At 38.6% G+C, this 17,634-nt stretch carries 15 protein-coding genes and 2 pseudogenes; 6 read left to right on the top strand and 11 right to left on the bottom strand.

Annotation, left to right across the window (positions count from 1 at the left end; all coding sequences use genetic code 11):
* The first annotated feature begins 37 nt into the window (after positions 1 to 37).
* Complete coding sequence (locus PUND_RS17915) at positions 38 to 838, top strand: hypothetical protein (protein ID WP_010388888.1); 801 nt, start codon at positions 38 to 40, stop codon at positions 836 to 838.
* A 654-nt stretch (positions 839 to 1,492) separates the two neighbouring features.
* Complete coding sequence (locus PUND_RS17920) at positions 1,493 to 1,807, top strand: DUF4437 domain-containing protein (RefSeq protein ID WP_010388887.1); 315 nt, start codon at positions 1,493 to 1,495, stop codon at positions 1,805 to 1,807.
* Positions 1,808 to 1,984: 177 nt separating this feature from the next.
* On the opposite strand, the gene PUND_RS17925 is transcribed toward PUND_RS17920, so the two are convergent.
* The 4 genes from PUND_RS17925 to PUND_RS17945 form a co-directional block, all read right to left on the bottom strand.
* The gene (locus tag PUND_RS17925) at positions 1,985 to 2,953 is read right to left on the bottom strand and encodes a hypothetical protein (RefSeq protein WP_010388886.1); all 969 of its coding nucleotides are present in this window, start codon (positions 2,951 to 2,953) and stop codon (positions 1,985 to 1,987) included.
* 74 nt (positions 2,954 to 3,027) lie between these two features.
* Positions 3,028 to 3,294 carry a hypothetical protein gene (locus PUND_RS17930; RefSeq protein ID WP_010388885.1) on the bottom strand — a complete coding sequence of 89 codons (267 nt, stop codon included), beginning with the start codon at positions 3,292 to 3,294 and terminating at the stop codon, positions 3,028 to 3,030.
* Positions 3,295 to 3,428: 134 nt separating this feature from the next.
* A complete protein-coding gene (locus tag PUND_RS17935; RefSeq protein ID WP_010388884.1) occupies positions 3,429 to 3,965 on the bottom strand; it encodes a DUF7010 family protein in 537 nt (178 codons plus the stop codon).
* Between the two features lie 161 nt (positions 3,966 to 4,126).
* Entirely contained in the window at positions 4,127 to 4,750 is a 624-nt protein-coding gene (locus PUND_RS17945; protein ID WP_010388881.1) for a mannitol operon repressor, read from the bottom strand.
* A gap of 212 nt (positions 4,751 to 4,962) precedes the next feature.
* Between PUND_RS17945 and PUND_RS17950 the strand changes: the two genes are divergently transcribed.
* Both PUND_RS17950 and PUND_RS17955 read left to right on the top strand, forming a co-directional pair.
* Complete coding sequence (locus tag PUND_RS17950) at positions 4,963 to 6,234, top strand: O-acetylhomoserine aminocarboxypropyltransferase/cysteine synthase family protein (protein ID WP_008112587.1); 1,272 nt, start codon at positions 4,963 to 4,965, stop codon at positions 6,232 to 6,234.
* Positions 6,235 to 6,302: 68 nt separating this feature from the next.
* Positions 6,303 to 6,962, top strand: a complete 660-nt coding sequence (locus tag PUND_RS17955) for an NADPH-dependent FMN reductase (RefSeq protein ID WP_010388880.1) — start codon at positions 6,303 to 6,305, stop codon at positions 6,960 to 6,962.
* A gap of 16 nt (positions 6,963 to 6,978) precedes the next feature.
* Here PUND_RS17955 and PUND_RS17960 read toward each other — a convergent pair whose 3' ends face one another.
* The 7 genes and pseudogenes from PUND_RS17960 to PUND_RS17990 all read right to left on the bottom strand — a co-directional run bounded on the left by PUND_RS17960 (position 6,979) and on the right by PUND_RS17990 (position 15,475).
* Positions 6,979 to 7,167 carry a DUF1289 domain-containing protein gene (locus tag PUND_RS17960; protein WP_041709346.1) on the bottom strand — a complete coding sequence of 63 codons (189 nt, stop codon included), beginning with the start codon at positions 7,165 to 7,167 and terminating at the stop codon, positions 6,979 to 6,981.
* Between the two features lie 14 nt (positions 7,168 to 7,181).
* Positions 7,182 to 7,697, bottom strand: a complete 516-nt coding sequence (locus PUND_RS17965) for a hypothetical protein (RefSeq protein ID WP_010388878.1) — start codon at positions 7,695 to 7,697, stop codon at positions 7,182 to 7,184.
* A gap of 157 nt (positions 7,698 to 7,854) precedes the next feature.
* Positions 7,855 to 8,198: pseudogene (gene hisE / locus PUND_RS17970) on the bottom strand (phosphoribosyl-ATP diphosphatase).
* Positions 8,189 to 8,876 (bottom strand): annotated as a pseudogene (gene hisF, locus PUND_RS17975) (imidazole glycerol phosphate synthase subunit HisF). Before hisF ends, hisE begins: the two co-directional pseudogenes overlap by 10 nt.
* Positions 8,877 to 9,179: 303 nt before the next feature.
* Positions 9,180 to 11,150 carry a diguanylate cyclase domain-containing protein gene (locus tag PUND_RS17980; protein ID WP_010388876.1) on the bottom strand — a complete coding sequence of 657 codons (1,971 nt, stop codon included), beginning with the start codon at positions 11,148 to 11,150 and terminating at the stop codon, positions 9,180 to 9,182.
* 196 nt (positions 11,151 to 11,346) lie between these two features.
* A complete protein-coding gene (locus tag PUND_RS17985; RefSeq protein ID WP_010388874.1) occupies positions 11,347 to 14,394 on the bottom strand; it encodes an efflux RND transporter permease subunit in 3,048 nt (1,015 codons plus the stop codon).
* A gap of 10 nt (positions 14,395 to 14,404) precedes the next feature.
* Entirely contained in the window at positions 14,405 to 15,475 is a 1,071-nt protein-coding gene (locus PUND_RS17990; protein ID WP_010388873.1) for an efflux RND transporter periplasmic adaptor subunit, read from the bottom strand.
* Positions 15,476 to 16,031: 556 nt separating this feature from the next.
* Here PUND_RS17990 and PUND_RS17995 point away from each other — a divergent pair.
* Together PUND_RS17995 and PUND_RS18000 are read left to right on the top strand one after the other, a co-directional pair.
* Positions 16,032 to 17,039, top strand: a complete 1,008-nt coding sequence (locus PUND_RS17995; RefSeq protein ID WP_010388872.1) for a catalase family peroxidase — start codon at positions 16,032 to 16,034, stop codon at positions 17,037 to 17,039.
* A gap of 16 nt (positions 17,040 to 17,055) precedes the next feature.
* On the top strand, positions 17,056 to 17,595 hold the full coding sequence (locus PUND_RS18000) for a cytochrome b (RefSeq protein WP_010388871.1): 540 nt from the start codon (positions 17,056 to 17,058) through the stop codon (positions 17,593 to 17,595).
* The last annotated feature ends 39 nt before the right edge of the window (positions 17,596 to 17,634 follow it).

Genomic DNA, 17,634 nt, shown 5'->3' on the forward strand with positions numbered 1-17,634 from the left:
TCAAGTAAATAAACACTTAATTTAAGATAACTAAATAATGCCATATGCCGTATTTCCGCCTGAGGTTTATCATTATATTGCTATAAATTTTGGGCTACTTATTTTAGCCGCGTGGTTTTATATTCTTTTACTGATACTCAGAGAGTTTAGGGCATTTGCACTTAGCATGGTTAAAAGTAACGGAACAATGGATGATGCTACGTTAGCTATGTGCAGAGAGTCTGTTGAAAATGCTATGAGCTATGTTAACGATAATCGAAAAACTATCGCTGAGTTAATCAGTGTACAAATGCTATTACAACAGCAATTGACAGAGGTTACTTCATCAACCAAAGATCATGTTACCGAAAAAGAACAACAGCTAATCGATGATCTCAATAAAAAATTAAAACGCTCGCATAAGTTAATCCGCAAACTTAAGGGTGATTTGGATAAAAGTGTTGAAAAATTAAAAGTTACTCGCCAAAAGCTCTATGCACAATATGATGCAGTGACTGTGCTTCAAGAAGAAAAAGACCAGTTACAAGCAGATTACGAAGCGCTTAAAACCGCAAGCGAAAATAGTGATAAAACATCAAACGCAGATGCATCCTCAACGCCCGACCAAACAAGATTACTTAACACTTTAAACGAATATAAAAGGCAAATTGCAGAGCAAGACCAACTGCTACAGCAATTGCAGTTACAAACTGACGGGCCAGAAAGTAGTGAGGAATTAGATACTCTAAAGCAAGAGCTAGAGAAAACCCAGTACGCACTTAAACACCTTACAAAAGAAAAAAAATTCATTGAAGGGCGCTATTTAGAAATGATGAAAAATAGCCAAAAACCAAGTTAGCAAACATCTATTTTTAGTATGAGCCAGTAAACGTTACTACTGTGTTTTCTACTCATTCACTTCTCTTTGTGAAATAAGGTATTTAGTGATTTATGCACAAAGAGGGCGAAGAGACGCTACGCTTCTAAAAAACAACACTGTGCTTTTCACTCATGCTTTAGCAAATATTGATGTGTTGCATAATTGATTGATTGTTTTTTGTTAATTAAAGGCTGAGATGTAAATGATTAAATAAACCTTATTTAAGGTTTTGTCGCACTGGCGACAGCAGCCAAAGAGGGGCTACCGCTGGTCCCTCTCTGGACACTCTCAGCGCACCCGAGCGTCACGCTTTATCCTTCAAATAAACCATTGCTTGAACGTAAGCGGCGTATATTCACCATCCTTGGCGAAGTTACGCCTTGTATTTCATCCATGGAATACATTACTCAGCAATACCTTATTTTCAGGGCGTGATGAAGGGGGAAATGTTAAACGTAACATGGGTAGTCACTTTTTACTTCGGTCGATTACAATGAAGCCCAGTAAACAAAGGCAACCTCAATTATTATTAGTGTTTTGCATTAACGATTGGCAGCAAAGTGCCAGAAGCAGATGGTCAGGAGTTATAATGTCTGAAGTCAAGATTTGACCCCTTTGGCTTCTAAAGAGTCGATGACTAAAACGGGTGTCAAAATAACCTATTTGTGGGGTAGCCTTGAAGAAGGTGAATTTAGAGGTGCACTTCTCAAATTTCCACCAGGTGTATCAGCAGCACTGAGCAGTAAAGCAAATACACTTCACGCTGTATTAATCAAAGGAAAGATAGCCTATCAAACACAAAGTAGTTTAAAGGCACTTAAACCCGGTAGTTATTTTGGTTCAAATGGCCTACATGCTCACCAACTTTCTTTCAACGATGATGATGAAAGCTTTATTTACGTGCGAAGTGATGGTGAATTCGACATTATATTAAACCCTAAACCCTAAACCCTAAATTCTAATTTATATCAATAAATGCAAGGCGGTCGTTACTTGAAAGTTACGACAGCCTTGGATAAACACAAGTCATGTCAATATTAGAATTTGCTGAATCAGCGTTGTTCAAATAGACTGGCTCAGTATGAGTTGGTAGTCGTTATTGTTATATTGCCTATGGTTTGATCATTAATAAGGGTAAAGACTGCCATTTTGATAAATGTTTGCCAGCCAGTCATTCACGATAGTGTTGGCTTCACTGAGTTCAGCCTGTGAAAGCTGAGGGTATAGCCGTTGCTCAAACCATGCATAACGATTATATAGTTCACCGTTTTCCGTTATTTCCATCATTAGGCGATTTAATGCGTACGACTTTGCTAAGCTATTACCGCTGATTTGTTGCGAATGATACAAAGCCGACAATTTCATTAACGCTTTTTCACTGCCATGCTGGGCTGCTTGCTCTAAAAAAGCGATTTTTTGTAGCTTGAATGCATCGCGCTTTTTAATGTACTCATCTCTGTTTTGTGTTTTAAAACCTTGTGATTGCATATAAAACTCTGCTGTTATATCAGCAAATGTTTGTTGCGCTGCAACAGATCCGTTTTGCGCTGCATCATAAAAATATAAATAAAACTCACGACGTTGCTCCTGATTAATTCCACTACAGTAATCAAATCTTTCTAACGTAGCATCAATTGCTTCACCTGCATCGGTATAATCAGCTATGGCTTCTAGCTTTGCTTGTAAGGCAAAATCATCAATAGGGGCAGTAAAGCAATATCTTAAATTGGCTGCAACAATATACTTTGCATCAATATCGCCTTTGCCAGCCTTATTTTTTAACTGCACTAAATGTGTTTTTAGTTGCCCTTGTTGTTTCCAGCGAGGAATAGCCATTACAGCAAGTTGGTTATTTTGATCTTGTATGCCTTTTTCTAAAGGGGCGATAGTGTTTTTATCGGATAAATCATCGAGTGTTTTTTGTTTTAAACTAAGGGGGGGAGTTGTTTTTAATGTATTTGGTTCCTTTACCACTGAGTTGAGAGGTGAAGAGTGCGATAATCGGCCATTGCTATAATTTAGTGCAATCAAAAGTAATATTAAGGCTAAGCATAGGCAAAGTAAAACACCTAAATTTTTATTATTTATTTTCAAAGGCTTGGTACCTTTTCTTTACGTTAAGTTAAAACAGATTAAATTCCTATTATCCTAAGTTAGCATGTTAGTTATTAAATAACTTCATCTTCATTAGCTGGATCACCACTCTCATCTTCGCTTTTAATTTGTTTTTGCTTCATTCTTTCAATTTTTTTTATTTCTTGAGGAGGAATAGGGTAGATTGATATTAATGGAAAAAAAGCTAAAAAGACCAATGCCCCCTTTGGCATTTTTTTGCTCCAAGTAACTAACTTAAACATTCCCTGAAAAACTACTAAGGCGAGTAACATTCCACCCAAATAATACACTTCAATATCAATAGCGTTGAGTAAATCCATTTATCGCTCCATCTTGTTATAGTAACTCAATGGGGAGAGTGCTGATCATATTCAAGAGTTAAATGATTTTTGGTACTCATTTACTACTCATTGCTTTCTCTATGTTCAAATGGTTTTAAGGACATTGTCGGAGTTTAGGTGTTTGTCATATTCCTGGTTAACATTTGATAAATGCTTATTAAATAAGTTAAAACGATAACGCAAGAGATAGCTAAAATACTAATGTTAGGGAATAAATACCAAGCGGCTACAATTAAAATACTTCTTAGCACAGCATGAATTAAGCCAACAGGGTGTTTAACGATCCAAGAATACACTACCCAATGAAGTCCTAAGCCAACGCCTAAACTCAAAGGAACAAATTCAGGTGCATTTAAAAGTAACGGTATATGGACAGCCCAAAGAAGATTAACCATCACTATGCATAAACCCATTAGTTTTGCTAAAGGATTAGATGAGGAAACTAAGTTCTCATTTCTAAATTTAGCAATTACTAAAGCTATAGGAAAAATACCGCCTGTTGCAAAAAGTAGAATATATATAGAAATATTTGCGCTAAATTGTGTACTTAAAAGCCCAACTAAACCCCAAATAATGATTCCAGCAACCGGCATTGAAATAGATCTGTTTGAAGATTGTTCAAATTCTATTCTGTATTCATCTAATGTCAAAATACTCTCCTTGCTTGAGTAATGCTCAGACTTATTGAAGCACATAACGCCCTGTTAAGGTGTGAGCAACGCAATACCGATGTTGCCGCATACCACCGTATACACCAAACGCAACGCATAGTAAAAATGCCACGCGTTGCGAATCACTCTTAAACAGTTTGTTATGCATCATTTCCACGGATTTTGTTAGACCATAACTTGACTACTCTTCGCTCTTTTTTTACCAGCCTAGCCCGCCACATGAGATCCGCAAGTAATATCGCGATGACTGAGTTGAAACGTGCTCTAGGAGTTGATTTTGCTTCGAACTCAGGAGAACCACACCAAGGTAATTGATTTACTAAGTGAGCCACTTTATCCGATTCAAAACTAACACCACGCCAACTATGACCAAACTCATTCCGAATTTTACGGATAAGTGTGATTTCGCGAAACTCATTATCTTGAATTAATCCAAGAGCATGTGCTGCTGTTACCTTTGCGGCAAAAGTGCCTAATGGCGCATTAAAACCAGATATTAGATCTTTTCCTGACCTATTATCGGCAAAAAATTCTCCGAGGATATTACCTAGCCAATCATCTAACACCGCAGCAGCATTTAAAGCCGCACCGCGATCACTCTCTTTGTTAAACTCACTAAGAAACTCTGATAGTTCCATAGTTTCAGGTTCTGACTTCATAATAGTCCTGATGCATAACAATTTAATAGTGCGCTCATCGCGCATATTCATACCAGCGCTGCGATCATTTTCTTTTACATATAGTTTTAACAAATTACCTAACATATTACTATCACTAAGTTTTTATTTTGTTTAATAAATACTTAGAGGAGTAATATGCGCGCTTGGCTCATTTTCTTGAATATATGAGCGACAGTAGTTTGAACACTTAGATATAGTATCAAATCTATTTCCTTCAACATTCTTTAGTATATTTCATGTGCACTTTGTAACCATTAAATGCTACGTTAGATGTAACTATATTGAAGGAATAAATTATGAAACTTGAGTCTTTAGCGTTGCACCATGGTTATGAATCTGAAGCCACAACTAAGTCGGCGGCGGTGCCGATTTATAACACCTCTTCGTACACCTTTGATAATACTCAGCATGGCGCTGATTTATTTGATTTAAAAGTGCCAGGTAATATTTATACCCGCATTATGAACCCGACCAATGCCGTACTTGAGCAGCGTATTGCGGCGATGGAAGGCGGCATTGGTGCGCTGGCGGTGGCCTCGGGTATGGCGGCGATTACTTATGCAATTCAATGTTTATGTGAGGTGGGCACTAATATTGTAAGCACCAGCCAAGTGTATGGCGGTACTTATAATTTATTTGCTCACAGCTTGCCGCGCCAAGGTATAGAAGCGCGAATGATTAAAGCCGATGATTTTGACGGTTTTGAAAACGCGATTGATGAAAACACCCGTGCGGTTTTTTGCGAGTCAATTGGTAACCCTGCTGGGAATATTGTTGATATTGCTCGCCTTGCAAAAATTGCCCACAGTAAAGGAGTGCCTTTAATTGTAGATAACACCGTGGCTACGCCGTACCTGTGTCGTCCATTTGAGTTAGGTGCCGATATTGTGGTGCACTCACTCACTAAATATATTAACGGCCATGGTACCGCGATTGGCGGTATGATTGTTGATTCGGGCAAGTTTGACTGGAAAGCCAATGCGACTCGTTTTGCGATGATGAATGAGCCTGATCCGTCGTACCATAATGTAGTGTATACCGATGCGTTTGCTGAGGCGGCGTTTATTGGTCGTTGCCGCGTTGTACCACTTAGAAATACCGGTGCGGCGCTTGCGCCTAAAAACGCCTCTGATATTTTAATTGGCCTTGAAACGTTAGGGCTAAGAATGGATCGCCACTGCGAAAACGCGCAAAAAATTGCTGAATATTTAGAGAGCCATCCTAAGGTGCTTTGGGTTAATTATGCGGGATTAAAATCAAGCCCGTATAACGAAATGAGCCAAAAAATTACCAATGGTAAAGCGTCAGGTATTTTAAGTTTTGGTATTGCCGGTGGCCTTGAAGCCGGTACGCGGTTTATTGATGCTCTAAACATGATTTTACGTTTGGTAAATATTGGCGATGCTAAATCGCTTGCTTGCCACCCAGCATCGACCACTCACCGCCAATTAAATGATGAAGAGCTGGCCAATGCTGGCGTTAGCCGCGATTTAATTCGTTTATCGGTGGGTATTGAAAACATTGACGATATTATTGCCGATGTAAGCCAAGCACTCGATAAAGCTTAAACCGTACAGTAAATACCTCAAACTTTTTTGAGGTATTTATTTTTGCAATTAAAAAGGAGTGCCGTTAGATGAAGTTATTAATTTTTATCGGTTCGGTTAGAAAAAGTACCCCACCTAAGCCTGCGCGTTTAGGGGAAAGGGTAGCGAAAGCATGTGAGCGTTGTTTGGTTGAGCATTACTCTGAGCATGAAATAGAACTTATTGATCCGCTCGATTATGATTTAGACCCTGTGTTTAAACCGCACTTTGCCTATACGCAGGCTGAGGTACCTAAACAACTTGATGATTTAGCAGCAAAAATTAAAGCCAGCGATGGCTTTGTTATGGTGAGCCCTGAATATAATCATTCTATGAGTCCGGCACTCGCTAATTTGCTAAACCATTTTGGTAGTTCTTTATTTGGCTATAAACCCAGCGCGATTGTGACCTATTCTGCAGGGCAGTGGGGCGGCGTGCGCGCTGCTGTTGGCATGCGCAGCTTTTTAAGTGAACTGGGCTGTTTGCCGGTATCAGCAATGATCCATGTACCAAAAGCACAGGATGTGTTTATTGAAAGTGGTGAAGCAAACAATGCGGCAGAGCAAACATCGTGGGATAGCTATTTTTCGCGCACCTTTAATCAATTAATGTGGTGGGCTGAGGGCGCAAGCAAACAACGTGAAGCGTTAGATCCTAAGCAATTAAGCAAAGATTTTAAACGTGACCCATCACAGCGTAATGCGCCTTAACGGTTAAAAATTTAAGCTAGTCTTTTTTGGCATCTTCACGAGGGGAGGCCAATATTGCTTCTTTTTGTTCGTCAGTTAAAATAATCCAGTCGAATATTTCGTCGCTGGTGCGACCGCACCCAGTACAGTAGCCCTTCATTCTATAACATTCACCGATACAGTCTGTTTTTAAATGAGTGGATTGTTTACTGGGTGTTTGGCGCATACATTCTCTCGTCATTATTTAGTGGCGACGGGCTTTCCTACTTCTAAAGAGGTCGACCAAGTTTTAATTTTTGATAACGTTTTGCTGGTATAAACAGAAATAACCGGCGACTTATCATCAAGTACAAAGGTAGTACGCAGCGACGTTTCTGACTCTTTTTGTGTTTCTAACCAGTTGTTTTTTTTAGTTAAACATTGGCGAGTGAGTTCAACTGCTTGTTGATGCATAGCTACCGCCTGCTGTTGATCTTTGTAGCTTTCTTGGCATTGATAGGTCACAGTTTGATTGTTAAAGCTAGTCACTTGGCAGTTATCGCCAAATACGTTGTACTTTGCAGTCCACACATCTAAATATGAGTTTTGTACTTTGGTGTCTTTTAACGCATCAAATCGATTATCGAATTCGGTTATTAAGCCATCCATTTTTTCACAGGGCGTTAAGCTGTCTAATTTGGCTTTTTGCTCGCTGGTTAAACTGCTACATCCAGACAAAATAAGACCAGTGAGTATAAGCGATATATAAGTTTTCATAGTGCGCTATCCTTTTGTAATAGCTATTCCTTGAATATTAGCTAAAGGATACCTAAGGGAGAGAATAAATGCTATTGAGAAGGCTGAATTAAAAAGAAAATTATGGCTTGTTATAACGATGTGCGCCACATAATGGCGCACACAGTAATCGTTGTATTTACTTATGACGACCTTGTAGGCAAGCAACTACATCAGTGAGTTCTAACCCTTGTCGTTGTAATAGTACAACGAGGTGATATAACAAATCGGCCGACTCGTTGGTAAGTTCATTGTTGTCGTGTTTCATTGCCGCAAGTGCCACTTCTACATCTTCTCCACCTACTTTTTGACAGCTACGGCTTAAGTCTTCTGCGAACAGTGACGCAGTGTAGCTTTTAGCGCTTCGCTGTTCATAAAGCCTTGCATTAAAATTACGCCAGATCGGGCATCTTGAACAATGGCAGGGATCATCTCGCTTTTAGCGAAAGCAACTTGAGTTCGTTTTTCTAAGGTTACTTGCATAGTCTTGCTGCCACTTGGTTATCGATTAAAAATTGTTTTAGTTCACCGATGTTTATCACGTTTTTGTGAAAAAACACTGGCTGCGAGCGCACCATCCACTTGGCTTTGTTGAAATACATCAACAAAATCTTGCATGCTGCCTGCACCGCCTGAGGCGATTAAAGAAGTATCACACAGCTGGCGTATTTTGCTGAGTTGCTCGTTGTCGTAACCGTTGCGGCTTGACGCATTAGGATCGCCAGTAAGCTGATAAACTAGATATTCACAGGTTGTTTCGTCAAAAAAGCTGTCAATGCCAACAACTACACACTGCTTGCCAAACTCATCATGTAATTCTTTAATTAGCTCTGGACGCGCAATAGAAGGGCTATTAATACTGATTTTGTCAGCGCCACGTTCAAGCACACGAGCTGCATCAGCCACCGATTTAATACCACCGGCTACACAAAATGGAATATCGATATGGCGGGCAATGTTTTCCACCAAATTGACATCGAGTAGGCGTTTTTCAACACTTGCACTGATCTCGTAAAACACCAGTTCATCAGCACCGGCTTCGCTGTAAGCTTTAGCTAGGGTAAGTACATCGCCAACCACTTCGTGGCCTTTAAATTTAACCCCTTTAACGACTTAGCCGTCTTTTACATCTAAACAAGGAATTATGCGTTTTGATAACATGAGAATGCCTAGTTTTTAAAATTTTGATTTGAAATAAAGCTGTTTTTACATTTATCGTTTGTATGACTAAATAGAAGACACATAGACTGCACTTGATATGTTATTTATTTGATAAATTTGAATAGTTCATTTAATGAATGAATCTTAATGCATTACTATGCAATGAATTCTTAGCCTCACCACATAATAGAACTCCGGCTATGTTAATACTTAAAGCTAGAACTTAAAGTGATAATTAATGCCTTAAAAAAGTATTCGCTTCAAAGCTTATTTTAAATTTATAAAATACTAAATTTAAAATGTTTATTTGGAAAAGCGATAACAGTTTCTGCCGGAGTTTTTAGCTTCATAAAGGGCTTGGTCTGCCTGTGTTTTAAGCTTAATGCTGGTTTGAGTTTCTGACGCGCTGGTTGCAATACCAATGCTTATACCTAAGCTGCATTGCTGATCAAAAATAGTAAAGGGGGTGTTAATACTTGTGATAATTCGCTCTGCAATATCCGCTATTGCTTTTTTATCGTTTAACTGAGGAAGAATTGCTGCAAATTCATCTCCCCCAATGCGCGCAATAATATCTTGTTGTCGCAAACAACTTTTGATGCGAATCGCCACCTCTTTAAGAACTTCATCACCTGCACCATGGCCTAATTCATCATTGATGGGTTTAAAGTAATCTAAATCAAGGTACATAAGTACCAAAGGGCAGGAAAGCTGCGTTGCTTTTATGATTTCTAAATCAAGCTGCTCTAAAAAAATACGGCGGTTATAAAGCCCTGTTAAACTGTCAAAATAAGCATAGTTTTCTACTTTGGCTTGATATTTTCTTCTTTTAATTGTGTGGATGGCAAAAGTATAAATAACAAATATCATTAACGTCATAATACCAAGATAAAGAGCGATAATAAGTTTCTTTAAGCTACTAAACTCACTCTCTATTTTAGCCAGCGGGACTTTATTAATTAATGTCCATTCGGGTCTGTTTATTAGGCTATTAGCGATATTATTTGGGAGCAACATGTCGTTTAATAAAGTTAAGTGATCATAAATATAAACATTGTTTTCATTTTCAATAATTCCATTCGCTTGGGTTTGCATGCTTTGCCATATGTGTGGCTGCTGATCTTTAAAACGGTGTTGCGGTCTGTTAGCAAACATAAATGACCATTGCTTATTGGTATCTCCAAATAACCAATAGCTATCTTTATTAAGCAGCATAATATTGCCTGATGAATTTTTTGAGATATTGTCTAATTGGCTAAGTAAGTGAGCTCCTTCAAGGTTGACGATAAGTAGCCCTATTTTAGTTCCTTTGGGTCCCATTAGCACAGAAGCTAAACGTATCATTGGTTTAAAAGGGCGTTCTATCTCACCGTTTTCAAAGTTTAAATCTAATGGGGAAATAAAAATAGCTGACGGGTTCATTTTTATAGCCTGTTTAAAATAGTAACGATGGCTTTTGTCTTGTAGCTGCTCTGCTGAGACTATAGCAACATTGTGCTTGTCTCTATGCACCCTTAATAGTTCCTTACCTGTTAGATCAAGAATTCGAATTTGTGTATAAAAGTTTTTAATAGAAATAAAGTTAGCATAGTCTTGCTCTAGCTGAGCTCTATTGACCGAACTTAAAATGTCATGATCTTTAAAATGATGATTGTTTCTTAAAATCAGCAAGTCACGAGAGGCATGATTAAGTTGTTGTAAAAAAGCTTTTTTTGCTTGTTTTAATTCATTTTTTTCATGTTGTATAACATTATTAATACGTGTTTGTAATTGGCTTTGGTAAAACATATATAAGGCGATATATAACAATACCGCAGAGCAAAAGTAGGCCAATGAACTAGTCAGTTTTGTCGTGTTTTTTTGTGTGTTATGTGATTGGTTTAATGAAAAAGCATATTTAATTACGAATAAATAAATAAGCGAGACACTTAAGCTACTTAAAATTAAGCCGTCAATGAGCATGATTTGCCATTGTTTTAACATGAGAGCATCAAAATTAAAGGCAAACATTATGATTGCTTCAACAGTGAACACAATCATAGCTATTTTTATAATAAGGAACTCAGTTCTGAGCTTTTGGTGAGTTACAAAGTCATTATCGCGAAATAAGTAAAGGGTAGTGACAATCGCTACTAACGCGATAAGGCTGGAATCTAATATTACTGAAAGCCAAACACCGGTAAACTTGGTAACAAATGCGGCTAAAAAAAGCATAATAACAGCTTCACTAAACGCTAAAGATAAAAAGAGGATCAGTAAGCGTTTTATTGGCATGAAAGTATCCGTGGAGTAAGTGTTATTATTGAATTTCAAAACGAAAACATTTTGTAACTATATAATAATTATAAAGGATGAGAATTACTATAAAGTTTATTAAATTAACTGTAGTTTTGACTAAAGTATAATAAGGATCCGGTCAAAGCAGAACATTGTTTAACCGAATCCTACAATTTAGAGCTTAATTACTCGCTTACTGATTTTGTTTAACATTCATAAAAATAGCATATAGCACGGGTATCACGATTAAAGTCAGCAGGGTAGCAAACAGTAATCCAAATACTAAAACCACAGACATTGATTGGAAAAATGCATCAAAATACAGTGGAATAACCCCTAACACCGTGGTCAGTGTTCCCATCATTACCGGTCTTACCCGACTATTTGCCGAATCGATAATGGCATTATATGCAGCTTTACCTTGGCGAATTTCCATGTCCATTTGATCTACTAATACAATGGCATTTTTAATTAACAAACCAGAGAGCGATAGCAATCCTAATATGCCCATAAACTCTAGTGGAATTTGTGTGGTTACCAGTCCAAAAACAACACCAATTAAGGCTAATGGCACGACAAGCCAAATAATAATTGGTTGTTTTAAAGCGTTAAATAACACAATAACAATCAGCACCATGGCTAAAAAGCCCAGCGGAATAGTTGAGGCCAGCATTTCGTTAGATTCTTTCGATTGTCCGTATTCGCCATCCCATTCAAGTCGATACCCTTGAGGTAGGTCAATGGCTTCTATTTTAGGCCTTACCCGATTAAATAACTCTGAGGCTAGTTCACCTGGTAGTGGATCGGCTTGGGCTTTTATAGTCCATTCGCGGTCTTCACGCTTTAAAATACCATCGCGCCAGACGGTTTTAAACCCATTGGTTACTTGCGCAAGGGGCAGTGTTTCACCGGTTATATTGCTTTGCACTTGAATATTTCCAATATCGTTTATGTCTACACGTTCAGCTTGTGGCGCTCTAACAATAATAGGAATGAGCTCTTCACCTTCACGATACTGCCCAACGATTTGCCCCGAAAAATTTTGCTGTAAGGCTTCAGCAACCGCTTTACGCGTTACACCAGCGCGCTGTGCATTAATGGCAGAATACTGTGGCTCAATAACACTAATGCGTTGTCGCCATGTATCTTTAATTGATAGAGCGCCGCCATCATCAATTAATATTCCTTTTGCTTGTGCAGCTAGCTCTCTTAATACATCTGGGTCGGGCCCTTTAAATGTGGCTTCTATTTTAGAGCCCCCACCAGGGCCCATTACAAAGCGCCATGCTTTGCCTTGAGCATCGACAAAGTTATCGTCAATGTAATTTTGTACGGTAGGTAAAAGTTGATCTAGCTTTTTGTAGTCATCGACTTTAGCTAAAATTTGCCCATAAGAACTATTTGGTGACTCACTACCATAAATAAGCATGTAGCGAAGACCGCCGCCGCCAATAAGCGTTTGTATACCTTCAACGCCATTTTGTTGCTTTACAAATTTCTCTAACTTGAGCATATCTCTTTTGGTTTTTTCAATATCGGTGCCTTGTGGTAGCCAAAAATCAACCACCATTTGCGGTGTGGTAGAAGCTGGGAAAAAACCTGATTTTACAAATTGAAATCCCCACATAGACACACTAAAAGTGGCAACCACAATGGCAATACTAAGCCAGCGGTGATGCAATGCCGAAACCACAACAGATTGATATAACGCCATGAGTTTATTCGGTTTTGCTGAGCCTGAGGTGTCGTTATCTTGCTCTTTAAACAAGCAATAACAAAATAAGGGAGTTAGGGTAATGGCAAATAACCAGCTGTATAATAAAGAAATTAAAATAACCCAGAATAAATGACCGGTAAATTCAGCGGTATCACCTGGGGCAAGACCAATAGGCGCAAAAGCAACAATGCCTACCAAGGTACCACCCAGTAGTGGCCACTTAGTTTGCTTGACGACTTCGCTGGCAATGTCTAACTTTTTACGGCCTTTTTGTGTACCAACTAAAATCCCTTCGGTCACAACTATGGCGTTATCAACCATCATTCCTAACGCGATAATCAGCGCTCCAAGAGAAATTCGATGCATGGGTATACCGCTCAAATCCATGGTCGCAAGGGTCGCAAAAATGGTTAGCAGTAATACTGCGCCAATAATAATTCCTGAGCGCAAACCCATAAATAGCAGCAGGGTAACCATTACGATCACCAGTGCGACTAAAACATTCACTACAAAGTTGTCGACTGAATCTTGTACTACTTTACCTTGGTGGTAAAACTCATGCACTGTGATACCCAGCGGTCTGAGGTTTTCAGTTTGTTTTACTTTGTCATCAACGCGGTCAAATACTTTAACCACATTAGCGCCCAATACACTGGCGACCCCAAGTGAAATTGCAGGTTTAGAGTTATAACGGACTAACTTGGTTGCTGGACTTTGAAAGCCACGGTATACATTGGCAATATCTTTAAGATAAATTGTTTTACCTTCACCGCTGGCACTAACCAATAGATTTTTAATGGTATCAACGGAGTTTATTTCTCCGGTAGGGTCGATAAAAATACGTTGATCGCCAATTTGAGTGTTACCAGCGCTCAATACAGCGTTTTGCTCATCTAAAATGCCGTAAATATTATTAATAGACACGCCTAAAGAGGCTAACTCTTCACGAGCTATTTCTACAAATATGCCTTCTTGCTGCACGCCTGTCATAGCAACTTTGGCTACGCCCTCTACTTGTAAAATGTCACTTTGCAAATCTTTAGCGTAGGCATGTAACTCGTCGGGTGAGTACCCTTCGGCGGTTATTAAATAGCTCAAGCCATACACATCACCAAAATCGTCATAAACTTGTGGCGTGCCAGTACCAGGCGGTAATGTTGGACGTGTGTCATTTATTTTGTTTCTGAGCTTAGTCCAAATAACTTGCAACTCAGATTTAGTCGGGGAAAACTCTGATTTAATCTCTACTTTAATTTCAGATAAACCTGTAGATGAGGTGGATGATATAGTATCAACTTCTTGTAGTTCTTGAATTGCACGTTCAAGTGGCTCAGTGACCTCTTTTGCAACTTCTAGTGGGCTTGCACCTGAGTACGAGACAAACACTTGCGCGGTGCGAATTATAAATTCGGGGTCTTCAAACCGCGCCATATTTTTATAGGATGAAAAACCAAACCCTAGCGTTAAAATAATGAGTATGGTGCTAATTAATTTATTATTGATTGTCCATTTTGCTAAATCCATTACCGCGCTCCTATGCTTTAGTCCAAGGACGTACTTTCATACCCTCAGTTACATAGTTTGCACCTGCACCAACAATTACATCGCCAGCACTTAAACCGTCAGTGACAATGAGTTGTTCTCCAATGCCATTTTCAATAGTAACGGGAGTTTTAGAAGCTTGCATAGTTTGAGCGTCAACCGTCCATACAAAGTGTTCACCATTTTGTTCAAAAATAGCAAAGGTTGGCACTAATAAACGAGTGGATGCTGAGCTGGCTTCACGTGTAAGTTTTAAACTGGCATTCATACCTGGCAATATATTAAGGTTATTTGGTACAGCAAATGCAAATCGCACTTCATAAGTTTGACTCGCAGAGTCAGCTTCTAAATTGGCACGTCTAAATGTTGCTGGAATGGGGGGAGTCGATACATCTTGTAAAATAACTGACGCTACATTGTTTTGCTTAGAGTCAACCGTGGCCACAATTGAAGCGGGAATATTTACCACCGCTTCCATTTCGCCTTTACCAAATAAAGTAACAACATGTTGACCCGCGCTTATGTTTTCAAGCTGCTTTACTGGCACCTCAGCAACAATGGCATCGTAAGGCGCTATAATTTTACTGTCAGATAGTGCTTTTTGCGCTGAGTCATATTGTGATTCTGCTACTTCTTTTTTAGATTTTAGTTGCTCTATATCTCGTTGTGAAATAACCCCATCTTTAGCGAGCTTTAAACCCCGTTGGTAATCATTGTCGGCGGTTTCAAACTGAATTTTGCTCGACTTAACCTCATTAATAAAGTTTCGTTGTTCCAATACGGCTATTACATCGCCTTTTTTTACGTTTTGTGCGGCAATAACGTTAAGCGTTTCTAGCTTTCCGCTAACTTGAAAAGCAAGCTTTGAGCTATTTATAGTGTCGATAGTGGCGGGGTAGGTGAGCGTTTTTGATTGCGACTCATCACCTATGGTTATTAGTTTAACCGCACGTGGTTCGTTTTGTTTTTGCGTGCTGACTTCACTTTCTGAGCAACCGGCTAATAAAAGTAGAAACATGATACTAATCAAATTAAATTGAGTAAAACAAGGTGTTTTGATCATCTGGTTTACCTTAAATAAAAAGTGCGTTGTTAATTGTTGGCATTTTTAAGCAATTAAAAATTATAAAATAGCCAATTGAGTTTGTTTTCAAATTTACCTTAAATGCAATGTATTAAGTAGTAACTACTGACTACTTGAATGGAAGCAGCCGTTAGCTAATGAGCAATAAATAACATTTTAATTTCAACAGTTTATTATTACTTGTACGGTTTTGTATTAATTTGTTTGATTGTGTAGAAAGCACCAAAATTACAACTTAGTACTTGCTCATATAGGCCTAAGTATAATTAACAATCAGCTTTTTAAAAGCGCAAGCTCATAAACATTAGCTGTTTATAGATTTAAAACCATAAACTGTATTTTTTATTAATTAAATTGAAATATTAATTGCTTAGCAGCGGTCTTGTAAAAGTCATGTTGGTATCGCTTGATAAAAGCGCTTCAACGTAAGGCATCACTCAGTAATGGTTAGCCATTTATTTACAGACGTAATGTTAACTATGAATAACTCCTAACATAATCATTAAAAAATAATCACACGAGGTCTAATCCTACCATGAGTAAAAAAATCACCTTAATTGCAATAATCACTTTATTTGCTTTAACGATTTTATATTTTACCGGCGCATTTAATCGTGACGTAGTAACTGCACAGCGTTTTGTTAATTTACAGCAAGGCGATAATGCCCATGAGGGGTTTCGTCGTGCACATGCAAAAGGTATTTGTTTAGCTGGCTCTTTTGAGTCAACGGGTGAACTTGCTAAGTATTCGCAAGCTAAGGTATTTGATTTAGGGGCCACCCCTTTTGTAGGTCGCTTTTCTATTGCGGGTAATAATCCAACTGCACCTGATTTAAAAGCACCTGTGCGTAGTTTAGCGTTTTCTATAACTACTGATGATAACCAAGAATGGCGGGTGGCAATGAATACGCCTCCGGTTATGGCTGTAGCTACGCCAGATGCGTTTTTTAAACAACTTCAAGCACTTTCACCCGATCCGGTGACTAAAAAGCGCAGCCCAGAAAAAATTAAAGCGTTTTTTGCAGCGCACCCTGAAAGTGCCGCTTTTAATAACTGGAAGGCAAGCTATACACCAACCAATAGCTTTGCCACTGAGCAGTATCACAGCATTAATGCGTTTTATTTAGTGGATAAAAATGATGAAAAGCACGCCGTACGTTGGATAGCTAAACCGCAATTAAGTGATGAAAACATCCAACCACTTAATAATGATTCACCAGATGCGTTGCAGCTACAACTTAAAGACCAAGTAGCTCAGTCTTCGGTTAAGTTCGATATGCTGTTTAGTTTTGCAACCGAAGAAGATGATGAAAACAACCCAACTGTTTTATGGCCACAATCGCGCAAAACCATCAACGCCGGTACGTTAGTAATATCACGCTTGCAAGCACAAGAGGGTGGGGTATGTGAAAACATGAACTTTGATCCGCTGGTATTACCAACAGGCATTGAGCCAAGTGCCGATCCTATTTTACGTGCCCGTGGCGCGGCCTATGCAGAGTCATTTCGTCGTCGTGCTAAAGAAGTACTTTTAAATAATTAATCACAGGAACGAGTCAATGAACACAATTACTAAATACTCAGCGTCGAGTATACTTATTCACTGGGCAATGGCATTAATTATACTTTCTATGTTATTTCTTGGTTTATCGATGGTACAAAGTTTAGCCGTATGGCAAGTAGAAGCTATACAACTACATAAATCGTTTGGCGTGTTAGCACTGATATTAGTTACAATAAGATTAATTAATAAAGTACTGTATAAAAGCCCTGCATTACCCCAAAGTGTGCCTAAAGCACAAGCTTTAGCGGCACATTTAACCCAAGTGGGCTTATATGCGTCTATGATTTTAATGCCAATTTCAGGCTGGTTAATGCAAAGTGCTGACGAACGTTCTGTGAGCTTTTTTGGTATATTTACTTTGCCTAATTTAGTTAGTAAAAATATTGAGACCTATACGTTTTTTCGTGAAGCACATGGCCTCATTGCTTATGCATTTTTACTGTTTATTTTTATGCATGTAAGCGCTGCACTTTATCATGGTTTAATAAAGCAAGATGGCGTATTGGGCTCTATGTTACCGGGTAAGCATAAATAATTTAGTCAAAGTTAATTAGGGACTGTTGACCTTTTGAGA

It is taken from the genome of Pseudoalteromonas undina (assembly GCF_000238275.3).
Taxonomy (GTDB): domain Bacteria; phylum Pseudomonadota; class Gammaproteobacteria; order Enterobacterales; family Alteromonadaceae; genus Pseudoalteromonas; species Pseudoalteromonas undina.

Coding starts and splice junctions, on each gene's coding strand:
- PUND_RS17915 (WP_010388888.1), top strand. CDS start 38: ATGCCATATGCCGTATTTCCGCCTGAGGTTTATCATTATATTGCTATA.
- PUND_RS17955 (WP_010388880.1), top strand. CDS start 6,303: ATGAAGTTATTAATTTTTATCGGTTCGGTTAGAAAAAGTACCCCACCT.
- PUND_RS17945 (WP_010388881.1), bottom strand. CDS start 4,750: ATGTTAGGTAATTTGTTAAAACTATATGTAAAAGAAAATGATCGCAGC.
- PUND_RS17980 (WP_010388876.1), bottom strand. CDS start 11,150: ATGCCAATAAAACGCTTACTGATCCTCTTTTTATCTTTAGCGTTTAGT.
- PUND_RS17950 (WP_008112587.1), top strand. CDS start 4,963: ATGAAACTTGAGTCTTTAGCGTTGCACCATGGTTATGAATCTGAAGCC.
- PUND_RS17930 (WP_010388885.1), bottom strand. CDS start 3,294: ATGGATTTACTCAACGCTATTGATATTGAAGTGTATTATTTGGGTGGA.
- PUND_RS17965 (WP_010388878.1), bottom strand. CDS start 7,697: ATGAAAACTTATATATCGCTTATACTCACTGGTCTTATTTTGTCTGGA.
- PUND_RS17985 (WP_010388874.1), bottom strand. CDS start 14,394: ATGGATTTAGCAAAATGGACAATCAATAATAAATTAATTAGCACCATA.
- PUND_RS17990 (WP_010388873.1), bottom strand. CDS start 15,475: ATGATCAAAACACCTTGTTTTACTCAATTTAATTTGATTAGTATCATG.
- PUND_RS17960 (WP_041709346.1), bottom strand. CDS start 7,167: ATGCGCCAAACACCCAGTAAACAATCCACTCATTTAAAAACAGACTGT.
- PUND_RS18000 (WP_010388871.1), top strand. CDS start 17,056: ATGAACACAATTACTAAATACTCAGCGTCGAGTATACTTATTCACTGG.
- PUND_RS17920 (WP_010388887.1), top strand. CDS start 1,493: ATGACTAAAACGGGTGTCAAAATAACCTATTTGTGGGGTAGCCTTGAA.
- PUND_RS17995 (WP_010388872.1), top strand. CDS start 16,032: ATGAGTAAAAAAATCACCTTAATTGCAATAATCACTTTATTTGCTTTA.